We start from the raw sequence: 22139 nt of genomic DNA, 5'->3' as shown, positions 1-22139 counted from the left end.
GCGTCATCCCCACTTGCGGGCCAGAAATTGAAGACGCGGACGCACGCGAAGAAAAAGCCGATACGCGCCTTCCAGCGCCGCAAGAACCACCGGAACACGCGCCGCCAGCCCTATGGGCCGCAGCAAGGGAATGGCCCGCCACATGGCCGCAAAGGCTGCTGCGCAGGACAGCAGCCGCCCATTCTCGCTGGCGTGGAACCGAGCGAGCAGGGCGTCGCGGTCGATGGGGCAGGTCGCATCGCCCTTGTCCACATCGATGAACCGGATCGCGCCCCGGCGATCCAGCCGACGCATCAGCGCGATCTCGCGGCGGCACAGGGGACAGCCTCCGTCGTACCAGACAAGCAGTTGGGTCATCGACGTGGAGGGCTTTCGTGGACGGAGTGCGTAATCGCCGTGATATACGGGCGTCTTCTGTAGTCTGGATTGCACGCAGCCCGACAGGTGTCCGATGGATGATGAAATGACCGACCGACACAGACTGCCGCCGATCGCCCGTGTCCTGGGTTTCGCGGGCCTCCTGCCCCAGGCGGCGGCGGTCGCGGTCCTGATCGGAGGCAGGCCGGACGTGCAGTTCGCGGCCCTCAGCCTCGCCTATGCCTATGCCGCCCTGATCTTCAGCTTCCTGGGCGGGGTCTGGTGGGGGTTGGTCGCCATGGCGCGCGGCGCAGGGCCGCGCTGGGTCTGGATTGCGGCCGTGCTGCCGTCCTTGCTGGCCCTGGTGACGGCCTGGCCCTGGGCGACCGGTCAAACCTGGCCCGGACCGTCCCTGGTCGCCTTGGGCGTCCTTATCGCCGCCAGCCTGCTGGTCGATCTGAGGCTCAAGGCCGCAGGACTGACGCCGGAAGGATGGCTGGCTCTGCGCGCGCCTTTGTCGCTCGGTTTGGGTCTGCTGACACTTATGGCCGGCCTGATCTGACGGACCGCCAGGATTCAGGGCAAAAAATCGGGGCCTGCCGAGAACGACAGGCCCCTGATTTTATCAGTCTCGACTTGGAGCGGGCGAAGAGATTCGAACTCTCGACCCCAACCTTGGCAAGGTTGTGCTCTACCACTGAGCTACGCCCGCACTCCGTAGGAGCTAGGTGCGCTCCCCGTCGAGGAGGGGGCGTATAGCGGAGGGTTGAGCGGTTCCGCAAGAGGTTTTTTCGACCTATCGCGGTTCGCGTCGCCCGCGTCGGAAAACGCCGCCGAAACGCTCCCGGCTCTCGCCGCCTGGGCGCCTTCGCGCTGAAGCGGCGAGCCTCGTCATTCCCGCGAAGGCGGGAACGCGTCGCGAGCGTAGCGCCCTTCCGCGCGTCAGCGCGGCGCCAGCCTGATAGCTCCGTCCAACCGGATGCACTCGCCGTTGATATAGACGTTGCGCGCCAGCTCCAGCACCAGGGACGCATAGTCCGCGGGCGTGCCCAGGCGGCTGGGGAAGGGGATGGCGGCGGCCAGGGCGTCCTGGATCTTCTGGTCCATACCGGCCATCATCGGCGTCCACATGATGCCGGGCAGGATGGTGTTGCAGCGCACGCCCTCCTGAGCCAGATCGCGCGCCACCGGCAGGGTCATCGCATAGACGCCGCCCTTGGACGCCGAATAGGCCGCCTGGCCGATCTGGCCGTCCTGGGCGGCCACAGAGGCGGTGTTGACGATCAGACCGCGCTCGCCGTCCGCCATGGGCTCCAGCGTCACCATGCCCGCCGCCGATTGCGAGAGGACGCGGAAGGTGCCGAACAGATTGACGCGCACCGTGCGCTCGAACTGGGCCATGTCGTGGGCGCGGATCTCGCCGGTGTCCTTCTTGCGCGATACGGTCTTCTGACCCGTGGCGATGCCGGCGCAGTTGACGGTCAGCCGCTCCTGGCCGTGGGCGGCGCGGGCTTTTTCGAAGGCGGCGGCGACCGAGGCGTCGTCGGTCACGTCCACCTGGCAGAAGACCCCGCCGATTTCCCTGGCGATCTCTTCGCCCCGCTCGGCGTTCAGGTCGAACAGGGCGACCCGTGCGCCCGTCGCAGCGATGGCGCGGGCGGTGCCTTCGCCCAGGCCCGAGGCGCCCCCGGTGACCACGGCGGCGATGGTGTTGTCGAGTTTCATCCTGGTCGTTCCTATGTATTGTTTGAACCTGAGTTTCGTTTGAGGATTTAGCGGCCATGACCGCCAAAGCCAAACCCGCCGATCCGTCCGACGCCCTGGACCCGAAAAAGGCCCTCGTCCCTTCCGTCGTGAAGGTCAACGAGGCGCGTGTGACCAAGGGCTTCTGGCCCAAGATCACCCGCACGGCCGCCCGCATCCCCTTCGCCGACCAGGCCCTGGCCGCCTGGTACGCCGCGCGCGATCCCGAGACGCCGATGGCGGCCAAGGGCATGATCTTCGCCGGCCTGGCCTATTTCGTCCTGCCGGTGGACGCCATCCCCGACATCTTCGCCGGCATCGGCTACACCGACGACGCCGCCGTGATCACCGCCGTCCTCGCCATGGTCGGCGCCAGCATCAAACGCCGCCACCGCGACAAGGCCGAGGATGCCGTGCAGCGGTTGAAGGCGAAATAATGATCCTCCCCCGAGAAGCGTAGCGGAACGGGGGAGGATTCAGCTCTCCACCGTCACCACGATCTTGCCCAGGGCCTGACGGTCGCCCAGCGCCTTGATCGCCTCGCCGGCCTTTTCCAGCGGGAAGGTTCTGGACACCTGCGGCTTGATCTTGCCGTCGGCGTACATCTGCATCAGTTCGGCCATGTTGGCGGCGTGGCCCTTGGGATCGCGCGCGACGGCGGCGCCCCAGAAGACGCCGATCACCGACACCGACTTCAGCAGCGTCAGGTTCAACGGCAGGGACGGGATCCCGGCCGGGAAGCCGACCACCAGATACCGCCCGTTCCAGTCCATGGCCCGCAGGGCCGGATCGGCGTAGTCGCCGCCCACCGCGTCATAGACGACGTCCGCGCCGTCGCGACCGGTGGCCAGCTTGAACTCGCCCGACAGTTCCTTCTGCGCCGCCCTGTCCATCGGCCCGGACGGATAGATCAGGCCGTTGTCGGCCCCCAGGTCCAGGGCGAACTGCACCTTGTCGTTGGTCGAGGCGGCGGCGACCACGCGCGCCCCCATGGCCTTGCCCAGTTCGACCGCAGCGGCGCCCACGCCCCCGGCCGCGCCCAGCACCAGCAGCGTCTCACCGGCCTTCAGCTGCGCCCTGTCCTTCAGCGCATAATAGCTGGTGCCGTAGGTCATGATCAGGGCCGCCGCCTCCTCGAAGCTCATGGCCTCGGGGATCGGGATGACCGTCTCGGCGCGCACTGCCAGCCGTTCGACCAGCCCGCCCCAACCGGGCACGGCGATGACCCGGTCGCCCTTGCGCACGCCCTTGACGCCCTCGCCCACCGCCTCGACCACGCCTGCGACCTCCGCGCCGGGCGAGAAGGGCCGTTCGGGCCGGAACTGGTATTTGTCCTCGATGATCAGGGTGTCGGGATAGTTGATCCCGACCGCCTTGACCTCGATGACCACCTCACCCGCCTTGGGCGTCGGATCGAGCACATCCTCGACCACCAAGGTTTCGGGACCGCCGGGGGCTTTCGAAAGAACAGCACGCATCAAGATTTCCTTTTCCCCGTGGCCGACATGGCGCGGCCTTCATCGCGACGCTAAACAGCGCCACGCCCGATTGAAAGAGGCGACGAAAACCAGGCTCAGGAAGACGACATGACCGCCCTCATCCTTCACGGCGGCGCCGGCGCCCGGCGCGAACGCAACTACGACGCCGAGGTCGTGCATATGCGCCAGGTGGTCGATGCCATGAAGGCGCGGCTGGACGCGGGCGACAGCGCCGTGGACGTCGCCACCGCCGCCGTCGTCATGCTGGAGGATTCCGGCCTTTACGTCGCCGGCAAGGGGGCCTCTCCCAATCTGGCCGGCGCCTATGAGCTGGACGCCAGCATCATGGACGGATCGACGAAACGCGCCGGGGCCGTCGCCGCCCTGCAAGGCTTCCGCAACCCCGTCGTCGCCGCCCGCGCCGTGATGGACCACACGCCGCATGTCATGCTGGTGGGCGAGGGCGCGGCCCTGTTCGCTCACGACCAGGGGCTGGAGCCCATCGCCGACGAGGCCGCCTGGTTCACCGGCGCCGGCCAGGGCGAGGACAACCATCCGCCTGGAACCCTCAGCCACGGCACCGTCGGCGTCTGCGTTCTGGACGCACAAGGCCGCCTCGCCGCCGCCACCTCGACCGCAGGCGTCTTCGGCAAGATGCCCGGCCGCGTCGGCGACACCCCCATCCCCGCCGCCGGAACCTGGGCCGACGGCCGCGCCGCGACCTCTTGCACCGGCCAGGGCGAATATTTCATTCGCGTCGCCGCCGCCGCCCAGGTCGCCTGGCGCGTCGCCGCCGGCCAGACCCTGGCCCAGGCGACTCAGGCCGTCATCGACGAGATCGGTCAAATGGGTGGCGACGGCGGCATGATCGCCCTGGACGCCGCCGGAAACATCGCCGCCCCCTTCAACAGCCAGGGCATGAAACACGCCTGGCTGACCCCCGCCGGCGAGATCGGCGTCGAGGTCTTCAGGGACTAGGCCCCGATCTCGCTCTGGCCTGACATCACGTCGGAGATGGTGGTCAGCAGCACCTTCAGGTCGATGGGCTTGCTGACCACCGCATCCATGCCCGCCGCCAGATAAGCCTCGACCTGTTCCACCATCGCATTGGCCGTCAGGGCGATGATCGGCGTCCGCGCCAACTCCTCGTCGGCCTCGCGTTTGCGAATGGTCTTCGTCGCCGTGGGACCGTCCATGTTCGGCATCTGCACGTCCATCAGGATCAGGTCCCAGGCGCGCGCCTGCGTCGCCTTCACCGCCTCAAGACCATCATCGACGATCTCGACCTCGATCCCGACCTGGCCCAGCAGGCCGCGGATCACCTGCTGATTGACCGGATGGTCCTCGGCGACCAGCACCCGCAGCGCCGCCTGCGGCTCGGCGTCGGCCCCATCCTGGCCGGCCTTCACAGGCTGCGTCCGCTTCAGCGGCAGGGTGACGACGAAAGTCGCCCCCTCGCCCGCCTCGCTTTCGACCTCGATCCGACCGCCCAGCAGGTCCACCAGCGCCGCCACGATCGACAGCCCCAACCCCGCCCCGTCGCGCCGGTCCGCCGCCGCCGCCTCGATCTGGGCGAAGCGCGTGAACAGATGTTCGATCTGATCGGCCGGTATGCCCCGCCCGGTGTCGGAGACCCGCAACACCACCCCGGCGTCCGTGCGCGCAACATCCAGCGCCACCTCGCCCTCGGCCGTGAACTTGATGGCGTTGGACAGCAGGTTGAACAGAATCTGGCGCAACCGCACCGGATCGGCGCTGAGCCACCCCAAACCCGCCGAGCGCACGTGGAAGGCCAGTTCCTTGCTGTCCGCCAGCGGTCTCAGCGTCTCGGTCACCTCATGGATCAGGGCGTCCGCGTCGATGGCCTGGGGCACGATCTCCAGCCGCCCCTCCTCGATCCGCGACAGGTCCAGGATCTGGTTGATCAGGTCCAGCAGGGTGTGGGCCGACCGGTCCAGGATCTCCAGCCGCCGCTTCTGTCGGTCCTCCAGCCCATCGCCGGCCATGATCTGTGCCATGCCGATGACGCCGTTCAGGGGGGTGCGTATCTCGTGGCTCATATTGGCCAGAAAACGCGACTTGGCGGCGTTGGCCTCGTCCGCCTCCTGGCGTGCATCCTGGGCCGCGTCGCGGTCCAGCAGGGCCGCCGCATGCGCCGCCTGGACCTCGGCCAGCAGGCCCTTGTTGCGTTGATCGGCCGCGAACAGATCGCACCACAGGGCGTGCATGGCCCGCGAGATGATGACCAGAATGATCGCCAGCATGGCGAAGGCGGCCGCGACCGCCAGGCCGTGCGGCCCCAGCAACGCCGGATAGATCACCACCAGCACGGCGACGCCGATGGGCGCCGCAGCCAGGGCCAGCAGCCTCGGCGCCGCGCTGAACTGGACGAAGGCCACGCCGATCGACCAGACCTGGATCAGGATCACCACGAGCCGAACATCGGGGGTCGGGCTCGACAGCCAGGCGATCAAAGGGCCCGACACCCCCAGGGCGAATCGCATCGACACGATCGCCATCAGCACCGGGGGCCAGCCGGACGCCGGGGCCTCTTCACGCTGGTAGCGTTTCACCCGTCGCTGCGCCCAGGCGTCGAACGCCATGCCGACGGCGGCGAATCCCAAGCCCAGCCAGGGCTGCCCCAGGGCCGCCAGGATCAGCCCGGCCGCCGCCCAACTGCCGTAGAGCACGGCCGGCGGAGTAACCATATTTTCCAGGACGAAGGCCCAGACCGCGATTTTTTCGTCGGAGACAGAAGTCGCTTTCGCTCGTCTCGGCACGCGTCCTCGGCATGGGTGGCCGCTGGAATGCGGCATTCGGCGAATAGATCGCCGTCATGAACTTGTCCACCAACGACCTGACCGACGATCCGGTTCATTACATCTCGGTAAGGTGCAAGTCGGCCAATCGCTGATACGGTCGGCCCCGCCCGGCGTTCCGGGCCTGGGAGCCCCGCATGAAATTCCGCCTCACCGCCACCGTCGCCGCCTCGGCCCTGATGCTGGGCCTCGCCGCCCCCGCCTTCGCAGAGACCGCTGCCCCTGCCGCAGCCGCCGTTCAGGCGCCCCAGGGCGTCACCGTGCCCCCGCTGGGCTTCGCCAAGCGCGTCCTGCCGAACGGGCTTGAAGTCTATACGTCGCGCGGCGCCGACACCTCGAACGTCACGGTCCAGGTCTGGTACAAGGTCGGCTCCAAGGACGATCCGGCGGGCCGTTCGGGCTTCGCCCACCTGTTCGAACACCTGATGTTCAAGTCCACCAAGAACCTGCCGCCCGAGACCTTCGACCGTCTGACAGAGGATGTGGGCGGGTCCAACAACGCCTTCACCGCCGACGACACCACCGCCTATTTCGAGACCGTGCCCGCCAACCACCTTGAGCGGATGCTGTTCGCCGAGGCCGACCGCATGGGCTCGCTGGTCGTGGACGAGCCGACATTCGTCGCCGAGCGCGACGTGGTGAAGGAGGAATACCGTCAGCGCATCCTCGCCAATCCCTATGGCCGCCTGTTCGGCCTGTTCGTGCCCGAAACCATCTATCAGGAAAGCCCCTATCGCCGCCCCGGCATCGGCTCGATCGAGGAGCTTGAGGCCTCGTCGCTGGAGGACGTGCGCCGCTTCCATGCCACCTACTACCGGCCCGACGCCGCCTATCTGATCGTGGCGGGCAACTTCGACCAGGCCCAGTTGGACCGCTGGATCGACCAGTATTTCGGCCCGCTAAAGAACCCGACCACGCCGATCCCGGTCAACAATGTGGTCGAGCCCGAGCCGACAGGCCCGCGCAACGTCACCTATTATGCGCCGAACGTGCCGCTGCCGGCCGCCGTCGTCGCCTGGCCGACCGTCAAATACGCCGACGCCGACCGCGCCGCCCTGACCGTGCTGGACGGCATCCTGTCCACCGGCGAATCGAGCCGTCTGTATCGCTCGCTGGTCTATGACAAGCAGATCGCCGCCCAGATCGGCTCCACCCCCGACTTCTCGCAACAGGCCGGCAACCTGTCCGCGCTTGCCATCATGGCCCAGGGCCATACGGCCGAGGAGGGCGTCACCGCCCTGAACGACGAAATCGCCAAGCTGCGTGACGCCCCCGTCTCGGCCGAGGAACTGTCCGAGGCCAAGAACGAGATCGTCGCCGATGCGCTGCGCAGCCGCGAGACGGTGGACGACCGCGCCACCGCGCTCGGTTTCGCCCTGATCAACACCGGATCGGCCGCCGCCGCCGACGACGAGGTCGCCCAGATCCAGGCCGTCACCGTCGCCGACATCCAGCGCGTGGCCCGCAAATATCTGACGCCGCAACGCCAATCGACGATCACCTTCCTCGCCGCCGACGACCAGAACCCCGCCTCGGTCCAGAAGATGAATGTCGGCGCCCCCGTCACTGTCGCCGACCTGGCGCCGGCCGGTCCGCCCGCCGTCCTCCTGCCCGAGGCCGAGCGCACCCCCCTGCCCCAGCCCGGCGCCGAGGTCGCACCCGTAACCCCTGCCGTCGCCGACTTCCGCCTCGACAACGGCCTGCGCGTCCTGGTCGCCCCGACCGACGGCGTGCCGCTGGTCTCGGCCCGCCTCAGCTTCGACGCCGGCTCGTCCGACGATCCGTCGGGCAAGGCCGGGATCGCCGCCATGACCGCCGCCCTGCTGACGCAAGGCACCAAGACGAAGACGGCCCCCGAGATCGCCACCCAGATCGAACAGCTGGGCGCCTCGATCGGCGCGGGCGCGGGCGTGGACTTCTCCAACGTCTACGCCAACGCTCCGTCCAACGCCTTCCCGGCGACCGTCGCCCTGATGGCCGATCTGGTGAAGAACCCCACCTTCGCCGCCGAGGAGCTTGAGCGTCAGCAGGCCCAGACTCTGGACGGCCTGCGCGTCGCCCTCAGCCAGCCGGCCGCCATCGCCGGCATGACCGTGGGCCGCGTCATCTATGGCGACGCCCCCTATGGCGCGACGATCACGCAACAGACGGTGCCGACCATCACCCCGGCCGACGTCGCCGCATTCCACGCCGCCCGCTATCGGCCGTCGGACGCGACCCTGGTCTTCTCGGGCGACATCACCCCCGACGCCGCCCGCGCCCTGGCGCAACAGGCGTTCGGCGACTGGAACCCGGCCGGCGCCGCGCCTGCCGCGACCGCCAACCCCGCCGGCCAGGTCCTGGCGCCCCGCATCGTCGTGGTGAACCAGCCCGGCGCAGGCCAGGCCGCCGTGGTCGCAGCCGTTCGCGGCGTCTCGCGCACCGACGCGGACTTCTTCCCCCTGACGGTCGGCAACACCCTGCTGGGCGGCGGCTTCTCGTCGCGGCTGAATCAGGAAATCCGCATCAAGCGCGGCCTGTCCTACGGCGCCTCGTCGTCGCTGGGCGTGCGGGCGGATGCGGGCCTCTTCACCGCCTCGACCCAGACCAAGAACGAGACCGCCGACGAGGTCGCCGACTTGATCCTGGCCGAGATCGCCAAACTGGGCGCCGAAACCCCGAGCCAGGCCGACCTGGCCCCGCGCCGCGCCACCCTGATCGGCGGCTTCGGCCGCTCGCTGGAGACGGTGGACGGCCTGGGGGCCCTGGTCGCCAATCTGGCCCTCTATGACCTGCCGATGAGCGACCTCGCCGACTACGCCGGCCGGGTCCGCGCCGTGACGCCCGAACAGGTCCAGGCCGCCTTCGCCGAACACCTGCCGGTCAATCGCGCCAGCCTGGTCATCGTCGGCGACGGCTCGCTGTTCCTCGACGCCCTGCGCGCCAAACACCCGAACCTCGAAGTCATCGAGGCCGGCGCCCTGAACCTGAACAACGGCGCGCTGAAGTAAGAGGCATACGCGAAAAGCTCATCCTCTCCTGCAGGGGGAGGGTGAGCTGCCGCCTAGACTGACAGGCAGACCACCTGGGCCACGCGCAGATCGCGCCTCAGCCGGTTCGATACCTGGCCATAGTCCTCGGTCGTCACCGCCTGGCCCCGCGCGTCCTCGTCGGCGGTCTGTTCGCCCCGGATGGCGGGACCGAAGGTTTCGGGCGCCGTCGTATAGATCCGACCCCGGCGCGGCGCCTCGGCGATGGTGACGCCTACGACCCGGCCTTCTGGGTCCAGCGCAGGCGCCCCCGACAGGCCTGACAGCGTGCCCTCCAGCCCGTTTGTCCGCCCGACCTCGGCCCAGGCCAGGACCGGCTCGTCGCGCGCGCCGCGTCCGAACACCTTCAGCGTCTCGCGGCCCAGAAGGCGCGACGTGACCTCGCCGGGCCGCCCTTGCGGGAAACCGGGATGGAAGGCCCGCTGTCCCTTGCGCAAGGGCGCCTGGGCAGCGACCGGCAAGGCGGGCGGCCCCCCATCGGTGATCAGCAAGGCGATATCGGCACGCGGGGCCAGACGCACGTCGGCGGCGACGGCCCGGCCCTGCCCCACCACCAATGCGGGCTTTCGACACCCCTCCACCACATGACGCGCCGTGATCCAGCGGCCCCGGCCGGCGATGGAGAAGGCGGTCCCGGACGAGGGTTTGAACGGCGCATCTCCCGCATCGACGGTTACGGCGGCGTCAAAAGGGGTGATCGGCCCCAGCAGCGGCCCTTCGGCCTCGGACACAGGCGCCGACGCGGGCGGCGCATCCGCATTCTCGCGCCGCCCCAGCGACACGGCCAGAAACACGGCCGCCACCGCTCCGTAGATGGCCCAGTCCGGCAGGCGGGGAAACTGCATGACCCCGGCCGATCAGCCGGTCAGCGCGGCGGACAGGATCACGGCCGTCGCCAGCTTGGCGCCCAGCAGCACCACCGCCGCCGAAATCTCGCCATGCCGGATCCGCTCGGGCAAGCCCGTCAGCAGCAGGTCCACGACCCGGAACGCCAGAAGCTGCAGCACCACCGTCGCCACGCCCCAGATGGCGATGTCGCGCACCGAGGTCGAGACCGACAGGGACACCGCCAGCGGAATGGCCAGCCCCACCAGAATGCCGGCGAAGGCGATGGCGGCGGCCGTATTGCCCTGACGGATCAGGGCCACCTCCTTCCACGGCGTCAGCAGGGCATAGACCGTCGCCCCCGCCGCAAGCAGCAGCAGGGTGACGATCAGGTGCATGACCATGACCGGGAAGCCCGAGGCGAAAGCCTGCACCTCGGCGCTGGAAAGGACGTTCGACAGAGACGGGTCCATACCCAGACGCCTTGCCCGATTGTCGCCCCAATCCGCAAGCGCGGCCGGGACACAGTGCGTGACATTATGTGTCCGAAGGTTGTGAAGAGCCGTTGCAAGCAGGCGGTGAATAACTCATCCATCGGTCACAGGGGGTGCTCTCGTGACGTCACTGACCATTCAGCAAACGACGAGGCGCGTCGCCACCCTCGTCGCAGCCGCCATACTGGCGGCTTTTGCATCAAGCTTCGCCTACGTCTTTTTCATTGGTGTGGTTTGGACAGTCGCCGGTCTTCACCAAGGCGTGCTGATGGCGTTCAGCGACGGTCTCATTGCCGTCGCCGTCCTTCTGCACCTCTCCCCCATCGTCGTTGGGTTCTTCCTCCTGGGAAGTTTCTGTGCCGGCATACCGACCTATCTGATCCTCAAGCGTGTGGGCAGAGCCGGACCGCTGGCCTCGCCATCGCAGGGGCCCTGCTCTCAGGGCTAACGGCCGTGGTGGTCTTTGGAGCATTGGGACCACTGGCGGTTCTGCCCGCACCAGCGGCTGGCGCTGTCGGGGCGCTGATCTTTCGGATCGTCGCCGAACAGATGCCTATGCCGCTTCCGACGCCGCCGCCTGCTCCGCCTTCCTGAGCGTGCTGGCGCGGACCTTCTCGCTCTCAGACTTCAGCTGGCCGCAGGCGGCCAGGATGTCGCGGCCGCGCGGGGTGCGGATGGGCGACGCGTAGCCGGCCTTGTTCAGGATGGCGGCGAACCGCTCGATGGTCTTCCAGTCCGAGCATTCGTATTCGACGCCGGGCCAGGGATTGAACGGGATCAGATTGATCTTGGCCGGGATTCCCTCGATCAGTTTCAGCAGGGCGCGCGCCTCTTCGGGGCTGTCGTTGACGCCCTTCAGCATGACGTATTCGAACGTCACCCGGCGCGCATTCGACAGACCCGGATAGGCCCGGATGCCCGCCATCAGCTGGTCCAGCGGATATTTCTTGTTCAGCGGCACCAGCACGTCGCGGAGCGCATCGTTGGTGGCGTGCAGGCTGATGGCCAGCATGGCCGCCGTGCGCGTGCCCAGAGCGTCCAGTTGCGGCACGACGCCCGAAGTCGAGACGGTGATCCGGCGCCGCGACAGGGCGATGCCCTCATTGTCCGAGATGATGTCGATGGCGTCGGCGACATGGTCCAGATTGTAGAGCGGCTCGCCCATGCCCATGAAGACGATGTTCGACAGGCGCCGGTCTTCCTTGGGCGACGGCCATTCCTCCAGATCGTCGCGCGCCACCTGGACCTGGGCCACGATCTCGGCGGCGGTCAGGTTGCGCACCAGCTTCTGCGTGCCGGTGTGGCAGAAGGTGCAGTTCAGGGTGCAGCCGACCTGGCTGGACACGCACAGGGCTCCGGCCCGACCTACGTCGGGGATATAGACGGTCTCGATCTCGATGCCCGGCGCGGTGCGGATCAGCCATTTGCGGGTGCCGTCTTTCGACACCTGCCGTTCGACGATCTCGGGGCGGGCCAGGGTGAAATGCTCGGCCAGCTTGACCTGCATGTCCTTGGCGACGTTGCTCATGGCCGAAAACTCGGTCACGCCATAATGGTGGATCCAGCCCCACACCTGGCTGGCGCGCATCTTCGCCTTCTCGGGCGGACAGACGTCGGCGTCGATCAGAGCTTGGCGCAGGCCCGCGCGCGTCAGACCGCTGAGGTTGACGGGAGCCTTCTTGGCGGGCGCGTTAGAGACGCGCGAAAGGTCGAGCGTGATGCTCAAGGCGGGATCCTGCGTGAGGTTGAGCCGGCCTATATAGCACGGATCCCGGCGATTGCATGGCCGGGGCGGATTCGACGGCTTTAGAGGCCGACGTCCCAGACGCCGGCGTCGCGCATCCGGGTCTCTCGCGCCTCTTCGGCCCGGCCGCCCATCTCGCCCGCCATGCCCCGGATCGCGGTCGAGACGGTGGTCTTGTGCACGCCCGGCACGATGGCGTGGGCGAAGGCGGCGCCGGCCAAGCGCATCAGTTTGAAGCCGAAGGCGGCCGAGGCGGCCATATGTTCGAAATAGGTCTCGCCCACTTCGCGCGGATGATCGCGGAACAGCCGGGCGAAGGCCGTGGAGCCTGAACGGGGCCGGTCGATCGTCGTCTGGCTCATGGCGCGGGCTCCCTGTTTCGGCGTCCCTATGGTCACGCCTGACGGCGCCGGACGCAACCCCTGTCGCGATCCATTCATTCCGCCCGTCCATCGCGCATCCGGGCCATCGTCAGAAGCGAAAACTCGGGCTAGGGTCGTCGTTCGCTCAAGGGAATGCTCATGCCGATCCGCCTCAAGGCCGTCTCCTCCGTGACCGTCGCGCTGGTCCTGCTGGCCTCGGCGTCGCCGGTGCTGGCCCAGTCGGGCGCCGCCGGCCTGCCCTATGACGCCCGTCGCGGCGTGTTCAGCTTCTCGTCGGGGCTGGAGGGTTCGCTGCCGGCGGTGGTGCAGGTGACGACCCTTGGCCAGTCGCGCGGTCCCAGTTCTGACGCCGCCGATCCCAAACCCTACGCCTCAGGTTCCGGCGTCATCGTCGATGCGGCCGAGGGCCTGTTGATCACCAACAATCACGTGGTCGAGGGCGGGCGCAAATTCACCGTCGATCTGACCGACGGCCGCCTGTTCGACGCCGTCCTGGTCGGGGCGGACAAGGCCACCGATATCGCCGTGCTGCGCATCGTGCCCGACGGCCGGCCGCTTAACCTGAAACAGGTCCAGACGGTGGATTCCGACACCCTGCGCACCGGCGACCTGGCCTTCGCCGTCGGCTATCCGCTGGGCCTGGACCAGACCCTGACCATGGGCGTCATCTCGGGCCTGAACCGATCGGGCCTGGGCGACGCGGTCGAGGACTATATCCAGACGGACGCGGCCGTGAACTCGGGCAACTCCGGCGGACCGCTGCTGGACAGCCGAGGCCGGCTGATCGGCATCAACACCTCCATCCTGTCGGGCGGCCTGGGCGGGGGCAACGACGGCATCGCCTTCGCCGTGCCGACGCGGATCATGCTGTATGTCGCCGACCAGCTGAAGAAGAACGGCGAGGTCAAGCGGGGCCAGACCGGGGCCATCTTCGGCTCGCTGAACGCCGAGCGGGCGCGCGAGCTGCACCTGGGCATCGTGCGCGGCGCCGTCGTCGCCGATGTCGCGCCGGGATCGCCGGCCGAGCGCGCGGGCCTGCGCCACAACGACGTCATCACCCGCATCGAGGGCCGCCCCGTCGCCAACGCCGGCTCGGTCAACGCCACCATCGGCATCGCCGCGCCCGGCTCGGACCTCAGCGTCGCCTATCTGCGCGGCGGCCGCGAGGCTGCGACGTCATTGTCGGTCGAGACGCCGGTGGATCAGCCGGTGGTCGTCGGCGCCCAGTCGGTGCTGGCCTATGGCGCGACCCTGCGCAATCAGGATGGCGGCGCCCAGGTCGTCGCCGTCACCGCCGGCTCGCCCGCCGCCCAGGCCGAGCTGACGGCCGGCGACCTGATCACCGCCATCGGCGGCGGCCCCGTGGCCGACGCCCAGGCGGCCGCCACCGCCCTGCAGAGCGCGACGGGCTCGGTCGAGGCGACCGTGCTGCGGAATGGAGAGACCCTGAGCCTGACCCTGGCGCTTTAGGCGGGGTCCAGACAGCGAAACGCCCGCCTTGCCAGGGAGGGGGAGGGGAAAGGCAGGGCGGGCGCTCGCTTGGAGGAAGCATCGGCCGCCGGAGCCCTTCGTGGAAACATCCAGGGGGGCTGGGGGGGCTGTTCAGGATCCGGGACGCTTCCGAACTCCGACGAGCCGATGATCGACATTTCGTCGCCCAACCGGGCGGGCGAAGGACCGAAACGGGGCCATTTCGTGTCTGCGGCGTTTTCCTTGCGGCCACTGGCGCCGGGCCGCCGTATCCTTAAGTTGAGGGGCATGAGCATCAACCCTCACGAGGCGGCGCCCACCGCCGGCCCCGTCTTCTTCGACCGAGGTGAGCTGGACCCGATCCTGCGGGTCTATGGCCGCATGGTCGCCCAAGGCGAATGGCGCGACTACGCCATGGTCGGACACAAGGATTTCGCCGAGTTCGCCGTCTTCCGCCGCTCCGGCGACGCCCCCCTCTACCGCATCGAAAAACGCCCCGCCCTCCAGACCCGCCAGGGCCAGTGGGCCGTCATCGGCGAAGGGGGCCAGATCCTGAAACGCGGGCGCGACCTGGCACAGGTGCTGCGGATCTTCGACGGCCGCAAGTTCCAGGTGGTGGATTAGGTCATCGGCGGGTGGGCGGCGTGACCTCGCGAATGCGTGCGCCTTGGACTTCCCACAGTTTGTCCCCGGCCATTGCATAGATCGGCAGCCGGTTGAGCAGAGACAGGAAGACGTGAACCTCCAACGGCTGTGGCGCGACCAGGATACTGGTGACCAGGCCGACGGTCTGGCCGCCCTGTTGCGCCTGCCGCCTGTCCATGTCGAGGCAACTGCCGGAAAGCTGCTCGCGCTTCTCCACGGTCTTGCCGTCGGCGCTGATGTGGAAGCGATAGTGGCCGCCCATCGGCACCACATTGGCCTGGGTCGTCGACGCCAGCAGCCAGACCAGCCAACCCTCGCCCTCCGGGTCTTTCAGCATCACCGCATTGTATCGCGCCGCGCAGCGCAGGGGACCAATGGCCTGGGCCGCTGTGTTCCGCGCCGCGAACTGAGCGCGCTCGTCAGGAGAAAGCTCAAGGTCGACGGCGTCGACGACCGCCCCGGCCTTCAGCTGCGCATCCACGACCACGTCCTTGAACGCACGCGGCGCATCGGGTTCGCCCGCCAGGAAGCGGACGCGCTGTGTGTCGCCTTCGGGCGTTACGATCCAGCCGATCAGCCCTTGCGGCGCCTGACCGTCCGATTGGGCCAGCAGGGCATCCGTGGCCCGCGCGGCGGCGACGTCCTGACGCCATATCGCCTGACCCAGCCGCCCTGTCTCTTCGATTGAAAAGGTCTGGACGGGCGCTGGCCGCTCCTGCGCAACGACAGGGCCGCCCATGGCGCAAAGAGCGATGACGAAGAACAGAATTCGAAGGTTCACGCAGCGCCCCCAACCCATGCAGCCAACCCCGCACAACCCTGACGTATCCACATCGTCGCGCAAAAAGAAAGGGCCCCGCGAGGGGCCCTTTCCGCATCCGTCTTGCGACAGACCTCAGTTCCGGTTGCCGCCCATGAAGGCCAGCAGGAATTGGAACAGGTTCACGAAGTTGATGAACAGGCTGAGAGCGCCGAAGCCCGTGGCCACGCCCATCGCGTTCTGGTCGCCGCCCAAGGCGTAGTAGGTCATCTTCAGACGCTGGGTGTCGTAGGCGATCAGGCCTGCGAAGATCAGCACGCCCAGACCCGAGATGATCAGGTAGAAGGTGCCTGATTGCAGGAACATGTTCACCACCGATGCGATGATCAGGCCGATCACGCCGAAGATCAGGAAGGTACCCATGCCCGTCAGGTCCTTCTTGGTGGTGTAGCCCACCAGGCTGAGACCGCCGAACGCCGCCGCCGTGACCAGGAAGGTCGAGGCCAGCGAGGCGCCGGTGTAGCGCAGGAAGACGATGCCCAGGCCCGCGCCGATGGTGGCGACCACGGCCCAGTAGAGCAGGTTCACGCCCTTGGCCGACGGGTTCTTCATGAAGAACATGGAGCCGAACAGCATCACCAGCGGCGAGAACTGAACGATCATACCCAGCATGGTCAGGCCGACCCGGCCGTCCGCCGTCTGGGCGAACAGCAGTTGCTGCACGGCGGGCACATTGCCGGTGACGTAGGCCAGGGCGGCAGCGACCACCAAGCCCAGGGCCAGCTTATTGTAGACGCCCAGCATGAAGCTGCGCAGGCCGGCGTCGACCGACATGTCGGCCGTCTGCGGCAGAGGACGGGCGTAGCCGTTGTTGAAATCGCTCATGGCGACGAACTTTCTCCGATTGGCCGGAGAGGCTTCTCCGGTCACAGGGTTTGAATATCGTGAGCCGAGGCCCTCGCTGCAAGGAAAACCGGACTTGGAGGCCGTTGTTCCTGCCGCTACCTTCGGTCGCATGCTTCGCCTGTTCACCGCCCTGACCCTGCCGCCCGATGTCGGAGACACGCTGAAGCGGCGCCAATCCGGCCTGCCCGGCGCGCGCTGGCGGCCGCTGGACGCCCTGCACGTCACCCTGTCCTTCTATGGCGAGACCGACGAACGGCGCGCCGACGACCTGGCGTCGGAGCTGGCGCGCGTGGCGGGCGGCCCGTTCGAGATCGCCTTGAAAGGCGTCGGCTGTTTCGGCGACGACCACCGCAGCCATACGCTGTGGGCCGGGGTCGAGACGCCCAACGAGCGGCTGTCGGTTCTGGCCGGGCGCTGCAAGTCGGCCGGCGAACGGGCGGGGATCAGGATGGAGGCACGCACCTACAAGCCGCACGTCACCCTGGCCTATCTGAAGACCCAGACCAATCCCGACCGCATCGGCGCCTGGATGGCCGGGCACAATCTGCTGCACTCGCCGCCGATCCGCATCGACCGCTTCGGGCTGTATTCCAGCGTCCTGACCGACAACGGCAGCCACTATGAGTTGGAACGGGAGTATCTGTTGTGAGCGATCTCGCCTACGTCGTGCCGCCCCATGTCGTCTTGGGTCCCACGCTTGAAACTGAACGGCTGATCCTGCGTCCGCCGGCGGTCGAGGACTTTCCGCGCTGGGCTGAGTTCATGGCCGATCCCGAGACCACGCGCTTCATCGGCGGCGTCCAGCCCGCGCCCCAGGTCTGGCGCACCATCTGTTCGATCGCCGGCATGTGGGCACTGAGCGGAGAGGGCATGTTCTCCATCCTGGAGAAGTCGAGCGGCCTGTGGCTGGGACGTATCGGGCCGCTGCATCCCTATGGCTGGCCCGGCCGCGAGGTGGGCTGGAGCCTGCACCGCGACGCCACCGGCAAGGGCTATGCGGTCGAGGCCGCCGCCGCGACGATGGACTATGCCTTCAACGTGCTGGGCTGGGACGACGTCATCCACTGTATCGACCCGGAGAACCTGGCGTCTGCGGCAGTGGCGACGCGGCTGGGATCGCGCAATCGCGGACCGGGCCTGCTGCCCGAACCGTTCCAGGACCACGCCGTCGATCTGTGGGGCCAGACGCGCAGCGCGTGGTTGGTCAATCGGTCGCGCCTGAAACGCTGAAAGCAACCGATCGCGTCGCCGCGCCGTATCCCCTCCAGATCGAACGAGGATACGCCCATGTTTCGCGCCAGCCTGATCGCCGCTTTCGCCGCCCTCGCCGTCCTGCCGGCGACGGCATTCGCCCAGGCGTCGAACGTCGATCTGAACCGCTTCGACGGCCGCTGGTTCGAGATCGAGCGTAACCACAACAATGTCCAGAAGGACTGCAGCCGCGCCCAGATCGACTTCACGCCGCGCGACGCCGCCGACCGTTACGCCATCGCCGTGACCTGCACCCGCCGCAGCGACGGTCGGGTCGAGACCCTGCGCGCCAACGCCCGCGTCACCGACACTGCGACCAACGCCAAGTTCCGGTTCAGCCTGACCGGCCTGCTCAGCTTCGGCGGCCTCGCGGGTCAGAACTACTGGGTCTACGATCACGCGCCGGACTACAGCTGGGCCATCATGGGCCTGCCGGACAAGTCGAACTGGTGGATCTGGCATCGCAATCAGAATGCGTCCCAGGCCGAGCGCGACCGCATCCTGACCCGCGTCCGCGCCCTGGGCTTCAGCACCGGCCGCCTGGTGCACACGGGCCTGTAAAGACGCCGCTTGCGGTTGGAACGTAGCCGGAACATAAGCTGTCGGCATGTCCGCCGTCGCCCACCTCGAACTCGTCTTCAGCCGCCCCCAGACCACGCAATCGGTCACGCGCGGCGCGGCGCGTCTGATGATGGACATGGGCTATGCGCCGCTGCTGGAGGTCTGTCTGCCCAACGGCCGCCGCGCCGATGTCATGGCCATCGGGCGTAAGGGCGACATCGTCATCTGCGAGGTCAAGTCGGGCGTCGACGACTACCGCGTCGATCGCAAATGGCATGAGTACGGACCGTTCTGCGACACCTTCTATTTCGCCGTGGCGCCCGAGTTTCCGCAAGAGATTTTGCCTGATGAGCCAGGCCTGATCGTCGCCGACGGCTTCGGCGGCGCGGTGGTGCGCGACGCGCCCTTGCTGACGCTGGCGCCCGCACGACGCAAGGCCCTGACCCTGGCCTTCGCCCGGCTGGGCGCGATGCGGACCTTGCGGGATTAAAGGCGGCGGAAGGCGGCGGCGGCGAAGCCTTCGACGACAAGGCGCGCATCGACCTCGGCCAAGAGTTCGACGACCACGCCCTTGCCGCCGGTCGCATGGATGATCCGTTCACCGTCCAGCATCAGGGCCGAATGACCGGTCCAGTTCTGATCGCCGTCCGGCGCCAGCCAGACGACGATGTCGCCGCGCTCAATGTCCGACGCGGAGATCGCCTGCCCGATCTGGGCCTGGGCGTTCGACCGGCGCGGACCCGGCAGGCCGCATGCCAGCAGGGCCTGCTGGACCAGACCGGAACAGTCGGTAGAGATCGAAGACCGCGCGCCCAGCTCGTGCGGGCGGCCCAGCAGCCGTTCAGCCACAGCGACCAGATCGGCTTCGAACTCCCCGATCGGCTGAAGATCGGCCTGGTCCAGACCCGCAGCCGCTTCGACGACCAAAGAATTCAGCGGCAGGGCGGCGTCGATGGCCGCGACACGATAGGCGGCCAACGGCGCTCCGCTCGACAGGCTGTCCAGCACCACCCAGCCGACCACGCCGTCCCGGCGCGCCCGGCCCCAGGCCCGGCCGTTCGATCGGTCCAGAACGTCGAAGATTTCACCGTGCAGCAGCTGATCGATCCGCCCGTCGGCGTCGGACAGGATGTCCGCCACGGCCGCGCGGCAGTGCATGGCTTCGGTCGCGCGATAGGCGTCCGCACGCACCAGCCCTTCCAGCGCCTGTTCGGCGAGGTCGGGGCGAGCAAGGCGGTCGCCGGGCGGAAGAAGATCGAGAACGTCTGTCAACGTGAACTCGCGTGATTGAGCCCACAGCCTTATCCCCCCGATGGCTTAGGGGCCGTTAACGGCCGCCGCCTTTGCGAAAGAAAATCAACAAAACTGCGTTCTCAGATATTGGAAGCAGGCCCTCAACGCCTGGGCCTCGCCGCCTTCGGGGTAGCCAGGCCGGGCGCGGGGGTTCCAGGCGAAGATGTCCATATGCGCCCAGGCGCCGGTCGTGGGCGCGAACTTCTGAAGGAACAGGGCGGCGGTGACCGAACCCGCCTGGGCCCAGGCGGACGGATCGTTCTTCAGGTCCGCGATCTCGGTGTCGAGTGCGCCGCGATAGCCGGCCCACAGCGGCATCCGCCAAAGGGGATCGCGCACCTGCGCCGCCGCCGCCAACAGCCCGGCCGCCAAGGTCTCGTCGTCGGTATAGAGAGGCGGCAGGTCCGGCCCCAGGGCGATCCGCGCTGCGCCGGTCAGGGTGGCGAAGTCCAGGGTCAGATCGGGCTCGTGCTCGCCCGCTCGCGTCAGGGCGTCGGCCAGGATCAGCCGTCCTTCGGCGTCCGTATTGCCGATCTCGATGGTGAGACCCTTGCGGCTATTCAGCACGTCGCCGGGCCGGAAGGCGTCGGCCGAAACCGCATTCTCCACCGCCGCCACGATGACCGCGAGCCGCACCGGCAGATCGGCCTGCATGACCAGCCGTCCCAGGGCCAGGGCGTGGGCCGATCCGCCCATGTCCTTCTTCATGTTCCGCATCCCGGCGGCGGGTTTGAGGTCCAGCCCGCCAGTGTCGAACACCACCCCCTTGCCGACCAGGGCCACCAGCGGCAGGTCGGTTTGGTCCAGCTTCCAGCCGATCTCGATCATGCGCGGCGACCGGTGCGGGGCGGCCGCCCGGCCGACGACGTGAACGGCCGGATAGTTCTCCTCCAGCAGGGCGTCGCCCTCGACCACAGTGATGGTCGCCCCGGCGCTCTCGGCGATCTCGCGGGCGATGGTTTCGATCTGCAGCGGCCCCATGTCGGCGGCCGGCGTATCGACCATCTCGCGCGCCAGGGCGCAGGCGGCGGCGATGCGCGAGACCTCGGCGACATCCACCCCGTCCGGCGCGACCAGCCTGACCGGCGCCCGATCAGGCCGGGCCTTGTAGCGGTCGAACACATAGGCCCCCAGGAGAAAGGCCAGGGTCGCCAGTTCCGCATCCTCGGCCGCCAGATCCAGACGATACAGGCCGCCCGGTAGCCGCGCCGAAAGGCCCCGTACGCTCATCGGATCGAACGTCGCCCCCGTGCCGACCACGATCTGGGCGACGTCGCCATCTGCGCTCGGCACGACCAGCAGCTGGCCCGCCTGGCCCTCGAATCCGTGCAAATCGCCCCAGCGGCGGGACGCACCGTCCAGCTCACCGCCCGCCTGAACGAAGCGAATCGGGATCGCGCCGTCGCCGTCTTGGGCGGAAACCAGCAGGAGATGCGAGATGGACATGCGGCCCTCGAAACGAAGTTAACCATCAGTTGACGTGAACAGGCGACCCTAGAGGCAAGACCCAAGGACCGCCTGGACCCGCCCCATGTCGCGCATGCCCGCCCTTCTCGCAACCATCGCCCTGATCGCCCTGTCCGGGGGATCGGCCCTGGCGGCCGACCCGACGCCGGCCTCATCGGCCCAGACCCGTGCGCCGTCCTCGGCGCAAGTCCGCGCCACCTATGACCGGATGGACGCCCTGTCGCGTTCGGTCTTCTGGACCTCGGAACAGGAAGCCAATCCGACCGATGCCGTCGCAGGCGTAAAGCTGGCGCAGGCGCTGCGTGAATTGGGCCGCTACGACCAGGCCGCCGAGGCCGCCCAGGCGACCCTGACCGTCCAGCCGAACAATCTCGACGCCCTGCTGGAGCTGGGCCGCGCCCACATCGCCAGGGGCCAGGCCTTCTATGGCGTTGCGCCCCTGGAGCAGGCCCGCAATCAGGCGCCGCGCGACTGGCGCGCCTATTCTCTGCTGGGCGTGGCCTATGAGCAGGTGCGCCGGACCGACGACGCCCGCGCCGCCTGGAACCAGGCCCTGGCCTTGTCGCCCGACAACCCCGATGTCCTGACCAACGCCGCCACCGCCGCCCTGACCCATGGCGATGCGCCGGGCGCCGAGACCCTGCTGCGCCGCGCCGTCGCCCAGCCGACCGCCTCGGCCAAGGTGCGCCAGAACCTGGCCATGGTGCTGGGCCTGCAGGGCAAGATGGGCGAGGCCGAACAGATCCTGCGCCGCGAACTGCCGCCCGAACAGGCCGAGCAGAACCTGCGCTGGCTGCGCGCGCGCGGCACGGCCGGCGCCGCGCCGTCCAGCGGCGGCGCACCGACGAACACGCCGACGACCGACACGGCCCGCACCTGGAATTCGCTGCAAGGCGGCTGATCCGCCCGTTGCG

At 68.3% G+C, this 22139-nt stretch carries 24 protein-coding genes and 1 tRNA gene; 12 read left to right on the top strand and 13 right to left on the bottom strand.

The features are described from left to right. Positions 1 to 3 precede the first annotated feature (3 nt). A complete protein-coding gene (locus ACK4MH_RS09845) occupies positions 4 to 357 on the bottom strand; it encodes a thiol-disulfide oxidoreductase DCC family protein (RefSeq protein ID WP_409717505.1) in 354 nt (117 codons plus the stop codon). A 106-nt stretch (positions 358 to 463) separates the two neighbouring features. Between ACK4MH_RS09845 and ACK4MH_RS09840 the strand changes: the two genes are divergently transcribed. Further along, positions 464 to 919, top strand: coding sequence for a DUF3429 domain-containing protein (locus ACK4MH_RS09840; protein ID WP_409717503.1), 456 nt, complete (start codon positions 464 to 466; stop codon positions 917 to 919). A 75-nt stretch (positions 920 to 994) separates the two neighbouring features. On the opposite strand, the gene ACK4MH_RS09835 is transcribed toward ACK4MH_RS09840, so the two are convergent. Beyond that, positions 995 to 1069, bottom strand: a tRNA-Gly gene (locus ACK4MH_RS09835). Positions 1070 to 1299: 230 nt separating this feature from the next. Beyond that, a complete protein-coding gene (locus ACK4MH_RS09830; protein ID WP_135194154.1) occupies positions 1300 to 2082 on the bottom strand; it encodes an SDR family NAD(P)-dependent oxidoreductase in 783 nt (260 codons plus the stop codon). Between the two features lie 56 nt (positions 2083 to 2138). Between ACK4MH_RS09830 and ACK4MH_RS09825 the strand changes: the two genes are divergently transcribed. Next, positions 2139 to 2537 carry a YkvA family protein gene (locus tag ACK4MH_RS09825; RefSeq protein WP_304936228.1) on the top strand — a complete coding sequence of 133 codons (399 nt, stop codon included), beginning with the start codon at positions 2139 to 2141 and terminating at the stop codon, positions 2535 to 2537. Positions 2538 to 2576: 39 nt separating this feature from the next. Here the strand turns inward: ACK4MH_RS09825 and ACK4MH_RS09820 are convergent, their stop codons facing one another. Continuing rightward, positions 2577 to 3578 (bottom strand): NADPH:quinone oxidoreductase family protein, encoded by a 1002-nt coding sequence (locus ACK4MH_RS09820; RefSeq protein ID WP_409717501.1) that lies wholly within the window; start codon positions 3576 to 3578, stop codon positions 2577 to 2579. 108 nt (positions 3579 to 3686) lie between these two features. Between ACK4MH_RS09820 and ACK4MH_RS09815 the strand changes: the two genes are divergently transcribed. Further along, on the top strand, positions 3687 to 4556 hold the full coding sequence (locus tag ACK4MH_RS09815) for an isoaspartyl peptidase/L-asparaginase family protein (RefSeq protein WP_409717499.1): 870 nt from the start codon (positions 3687 to 3689) through the stop codon (positions 4554 to 4556). On the opposite strand, the gene ACK4MH_RS09810 is transcribed toward ACK4MH_RS09815, so the two are convergent. Beyond that, on the bottom strand, positions 4553 to 6286 hold the full coding sequence (locus tag ACK4MH_RS09810; RefSeq protein WP_409717497.1) for an ATP-binding protein: 1734 nt from the start codon (positions 6284 to 6286) through the stop codon (positions 4553 to 4555). The two genes, ACK4MH_RS09815 and ACK4MH_RS09810, sit on opposite strands and share 4 nt — an antisense overlap. A 248-nt stretch (positions 6287 to 6534) precedes the next feature. On the opposite strand from ACK4MH_RS09810, the gene ACK4MH_RS09805 reads away from it, so the two are divergent. Beyond that, positions 6535 to 9387 (top strand): M16 family metallopeptidase, encoded by a 2853-nt coding sequence (locus tag ACK4MH_RS09805; RefSeq protein ID WP_409717495.1) that lies wholly within the window; start codon positions 6535 to 6537, stop codon positions 9385 to 9387. Positions 9388 to 9440: 53 nt separating this feature from the next. On the opposite strand, the gene ACK4MH_RS09800 is transcribed toward ACK4MH_RS09805, so the two are convergent. Together ACK4MH_RS09800 and ACK4MH_RS09795 are read right to left on the bottom strand one after the other, a co-directional pair. Continuing rightward, on the bottom strand, positions 9441 to 10271 hold the full coding sequence (locus tag ACK4MH_RS09800) for a serine protease (RefSeq protein WP_409717493.1): 831 nt from the start codon (positions 10269 to 10271) through the stop codon (positions 9441 to 9443). 12 nt (positions 10272 to 10283) lie between these two features. Next, on the bottom strand, positions 10284 to 10724 hold the full coding sequence (locus ACK4MH_RS09795; protein ID WP_409717491.1) for a DUF350 domain-containing protein: 441 nt from the start codon (positions 10722 to 10724) through the stop codon (positions 10284 to 10286). A gap of 142 nt (positions 10725 to 10866) precedes the next feature. Here ACK4MH_RS09795 and ACK4MH_RS09790 point away from each other — a divergent pair, with 142 nt between their 5' ends. Further along, entirely contained in the window at positions 10867 to 11193 is a 327-nt protein-coding gene (locus ACK4MH_RS09790; RefSeq protein ID WP_409717489.1) for a hypothetical protein, read from the top strand. Positions 11194 to 11298: 105 nt separating this feature from the next. Here ACK4MH_RS09790 and rlmN read toward each other — a convergent pair whose 3' ends face one another. Together rlmN and ACK4MH_RS09780 are read right to left on the bottom strand one after the other, a co-directional pair. Next, positions 11299 to 12471, bottom strand: coding sequence for a 23S rRNA (adenine(2503)-C(2))-methyltransferase RlmN (rlmN, locus tag ACK4MH_RS09785; protein ID WP_409717487.1), 1173 nt, complete (start codon positions 12469 to 12471; stop codon positions 11299 to 11301). 80 nt (positions 12472 to 12551) lie between these two features. Continuing rightward, entirely contained in the window at positions 12552 to 12851 is a 300-nt protein-coding gene (locus ACK4MH_RS09780; protein WP_409717485.1) for a DUF6356 family protein, read from the bottom strand. A 159-nt stretch (positions 12852 to 13010) separates the two neighbouring features. Between ACK4MH_RS09780 and ACK4MH_RS09775 the strand changes: the two genes are divergently transcribed. Together ACK4MH_RS09775 and ACK4MH_RS09770 are read left to right on the top strand one after the other, a co-directional pair. Next, complete coding sequence (locus tag ACK4MH_RS09775; protein WP_409717483.1) at positions 13011 to 14342, top strand: trypsin-like peptidase domain-containing protein; 1332 nt, start codon at positions 13011 to 13013, stop codon at positions 14340 to 14342. Between the two features lie 288 nt (positions 14343 to 14630). Further along, a complete protein-coding gene (locus ACK4MH_RS09770; RefSeq protein WP_409717481.1) occupies positions 14631 to 14966 on the top strand; it encodes a DUF2794 domain-containing protein in 336 nt (111 codons plus the stop codon). Position 14967: 1 nt separating this feature from the next. On the opposite strand, the gene ACK4MH_RS09765 is transcribed toward ACK4MH_RS09770, so the two are convergent. Together ACK4MH_RS09765 and ACK4MH_RS09760 are read right to left on the bottom strand one after the other, a co-directional pair. Then, positions 14968 to 15768 (bottom strand): hypothetical protein, encoded by an 801-nt coding sequence (locus ACK4MH_RS09765; protein ID WP_409717479.1) that lies wholly within the window; start codon positions 15766 to 15768, stop codon positions 14968 to 14970. A gap of 114 nt (positions 15769 to 15882) precedes the next feature. Next, complete coding sequence (locus ACK4MH_RS09760) at positions 15883 to 16632, bottom strand: Bax inhibitor-1/YccA family protein (protein WP_409717477.1); 750 nt, start codon at positions 16630 to 16632, stop codon at positions 15883 to 15885. Between the two features lie 130 nt (positions 16633 to 16762). On the opposite strand from ACK4MH_RS09760, the gene thpR reads away from it, so the two are divergent. The 4 genes from thpR to mmcB are packed head-to-tail and all read left to right on the top strand — an operon-like array spanning position 16763 to position 18955. Next, complete coding sequence (gene thpR, locus ACK4MH_RS09755) at positions 16763 to 17302, top strand: RNA 2',3'-cyclic phosphodiesterase (protein WP_409717529.1); 540 nt, start codon at positions 16763 to 16765, stop codon at positions 17300 to 17302. Further along, the gene (locus ACK4MH_RS09750; RefSeq protein ID WP_409717475.1) at positions 17299 to 17883 is read left to right on the top strand and encodes a GNAT family N-acetyltransferase; all 585 of its coding nucleotides are present in this window, start codon (positions 17299 to 17301) and stop codon (positions 17881 to 17883) included. Before thpR ends, ACK4MH_RS09750 begins: the two co-directional genes overlap by 4 nt. 57 nt (positions 17884 to 17940) lie before the next feature. Then, complete coding sequence (locus tag ACK4MH_RS09745) at positions 17941 to 18465, top strand: lipocalin family protein (protein WP_409717473.1); 525 nt, start codon at positions 17941 to 17943, stop codon at positions 18463 to 18465. Between the two features lie 46 nt (positions 18466 to 18511). After that, positions 18512 to 18955 carry a DNA repair putative endonuclease MmcB gene (gene mmcB / locus ACK4MH_RS09740; protein WP_409717471.1) on the top strand — a complete coding sequence of 148 codons (444 nt, stop codon included), beginning with the start codon at positions 18512 to 18514 and terminating at the stop codon, positions 18953 to 18955. Here the strand turns inward: mmcB and ACK4MH_RS09735 are convergent. Together ACK4MH_RS09735 and ACK4MH_RS09730 are read right to left on the bottom strand one after the other, a co-directional pair. Next, positions 18952 to 19737: an NlpC/P60 family protein gene (locus tag ACK4MH_RS09735; RefSeq protein ID WP_409717469.1), complete on the bottom strand. Its 786-nt coding sequence runs from the start codon at positions 19735 to 19737 to the stop codon at positions 18952 to 18954. The two genes, mmcB and ACK4MH_RS09735, sit on opposite strands and share 4 nt — an antisense overlap. Before the next feature lie 84 nt (positions 19738 to 19821). Continuing rightward, the gene (locus ACK4MH_RS09730) at positions 19822 to 21204 is read right to left on the bottom strand and encodes a leucyl aminopeptidase family protein (RefSeq protein WP_409717467.1); all 1383 of its coding nucleotides are present in this window, start codon (positions 21202 to 21204) and stop codon (positions 19822 to 19824) included. Between the two features lie 85 nt (positions 21205 to 21289). Between ACK4MH_RS09730 and ACK4MH_RS09725 the strand changes: the two genes are divergently transcribed. Further along, complete coding sequence (locus ACK4MH_RS09725; RefSeq protein ID WP_409717465.1) at positions 21290 to 22126, top strand: tetratricopeptide repeat protein; 837 nt, start codon at positions 21290 to 21292, stop codon at positions 22124 to 22126. Positions 22127 to 22139 lie beyond the last annotated feature (13 nt).

The sequence above is a fragment of the Brevundimonas sp. genome, assembly GCF_046295075.1.
Classification (GTDB): domain Bacteria; phylum Pseudomonadota; class Alphaproteobacteria; order Caulobacterales; family Caulobacteraceae; genus Brevundimonas.
The sequence above is the reverse complement of the archived record's forward strand: the minus strand, read 5'-3'. Positions and strand labels throughout refer to the sequence as shown.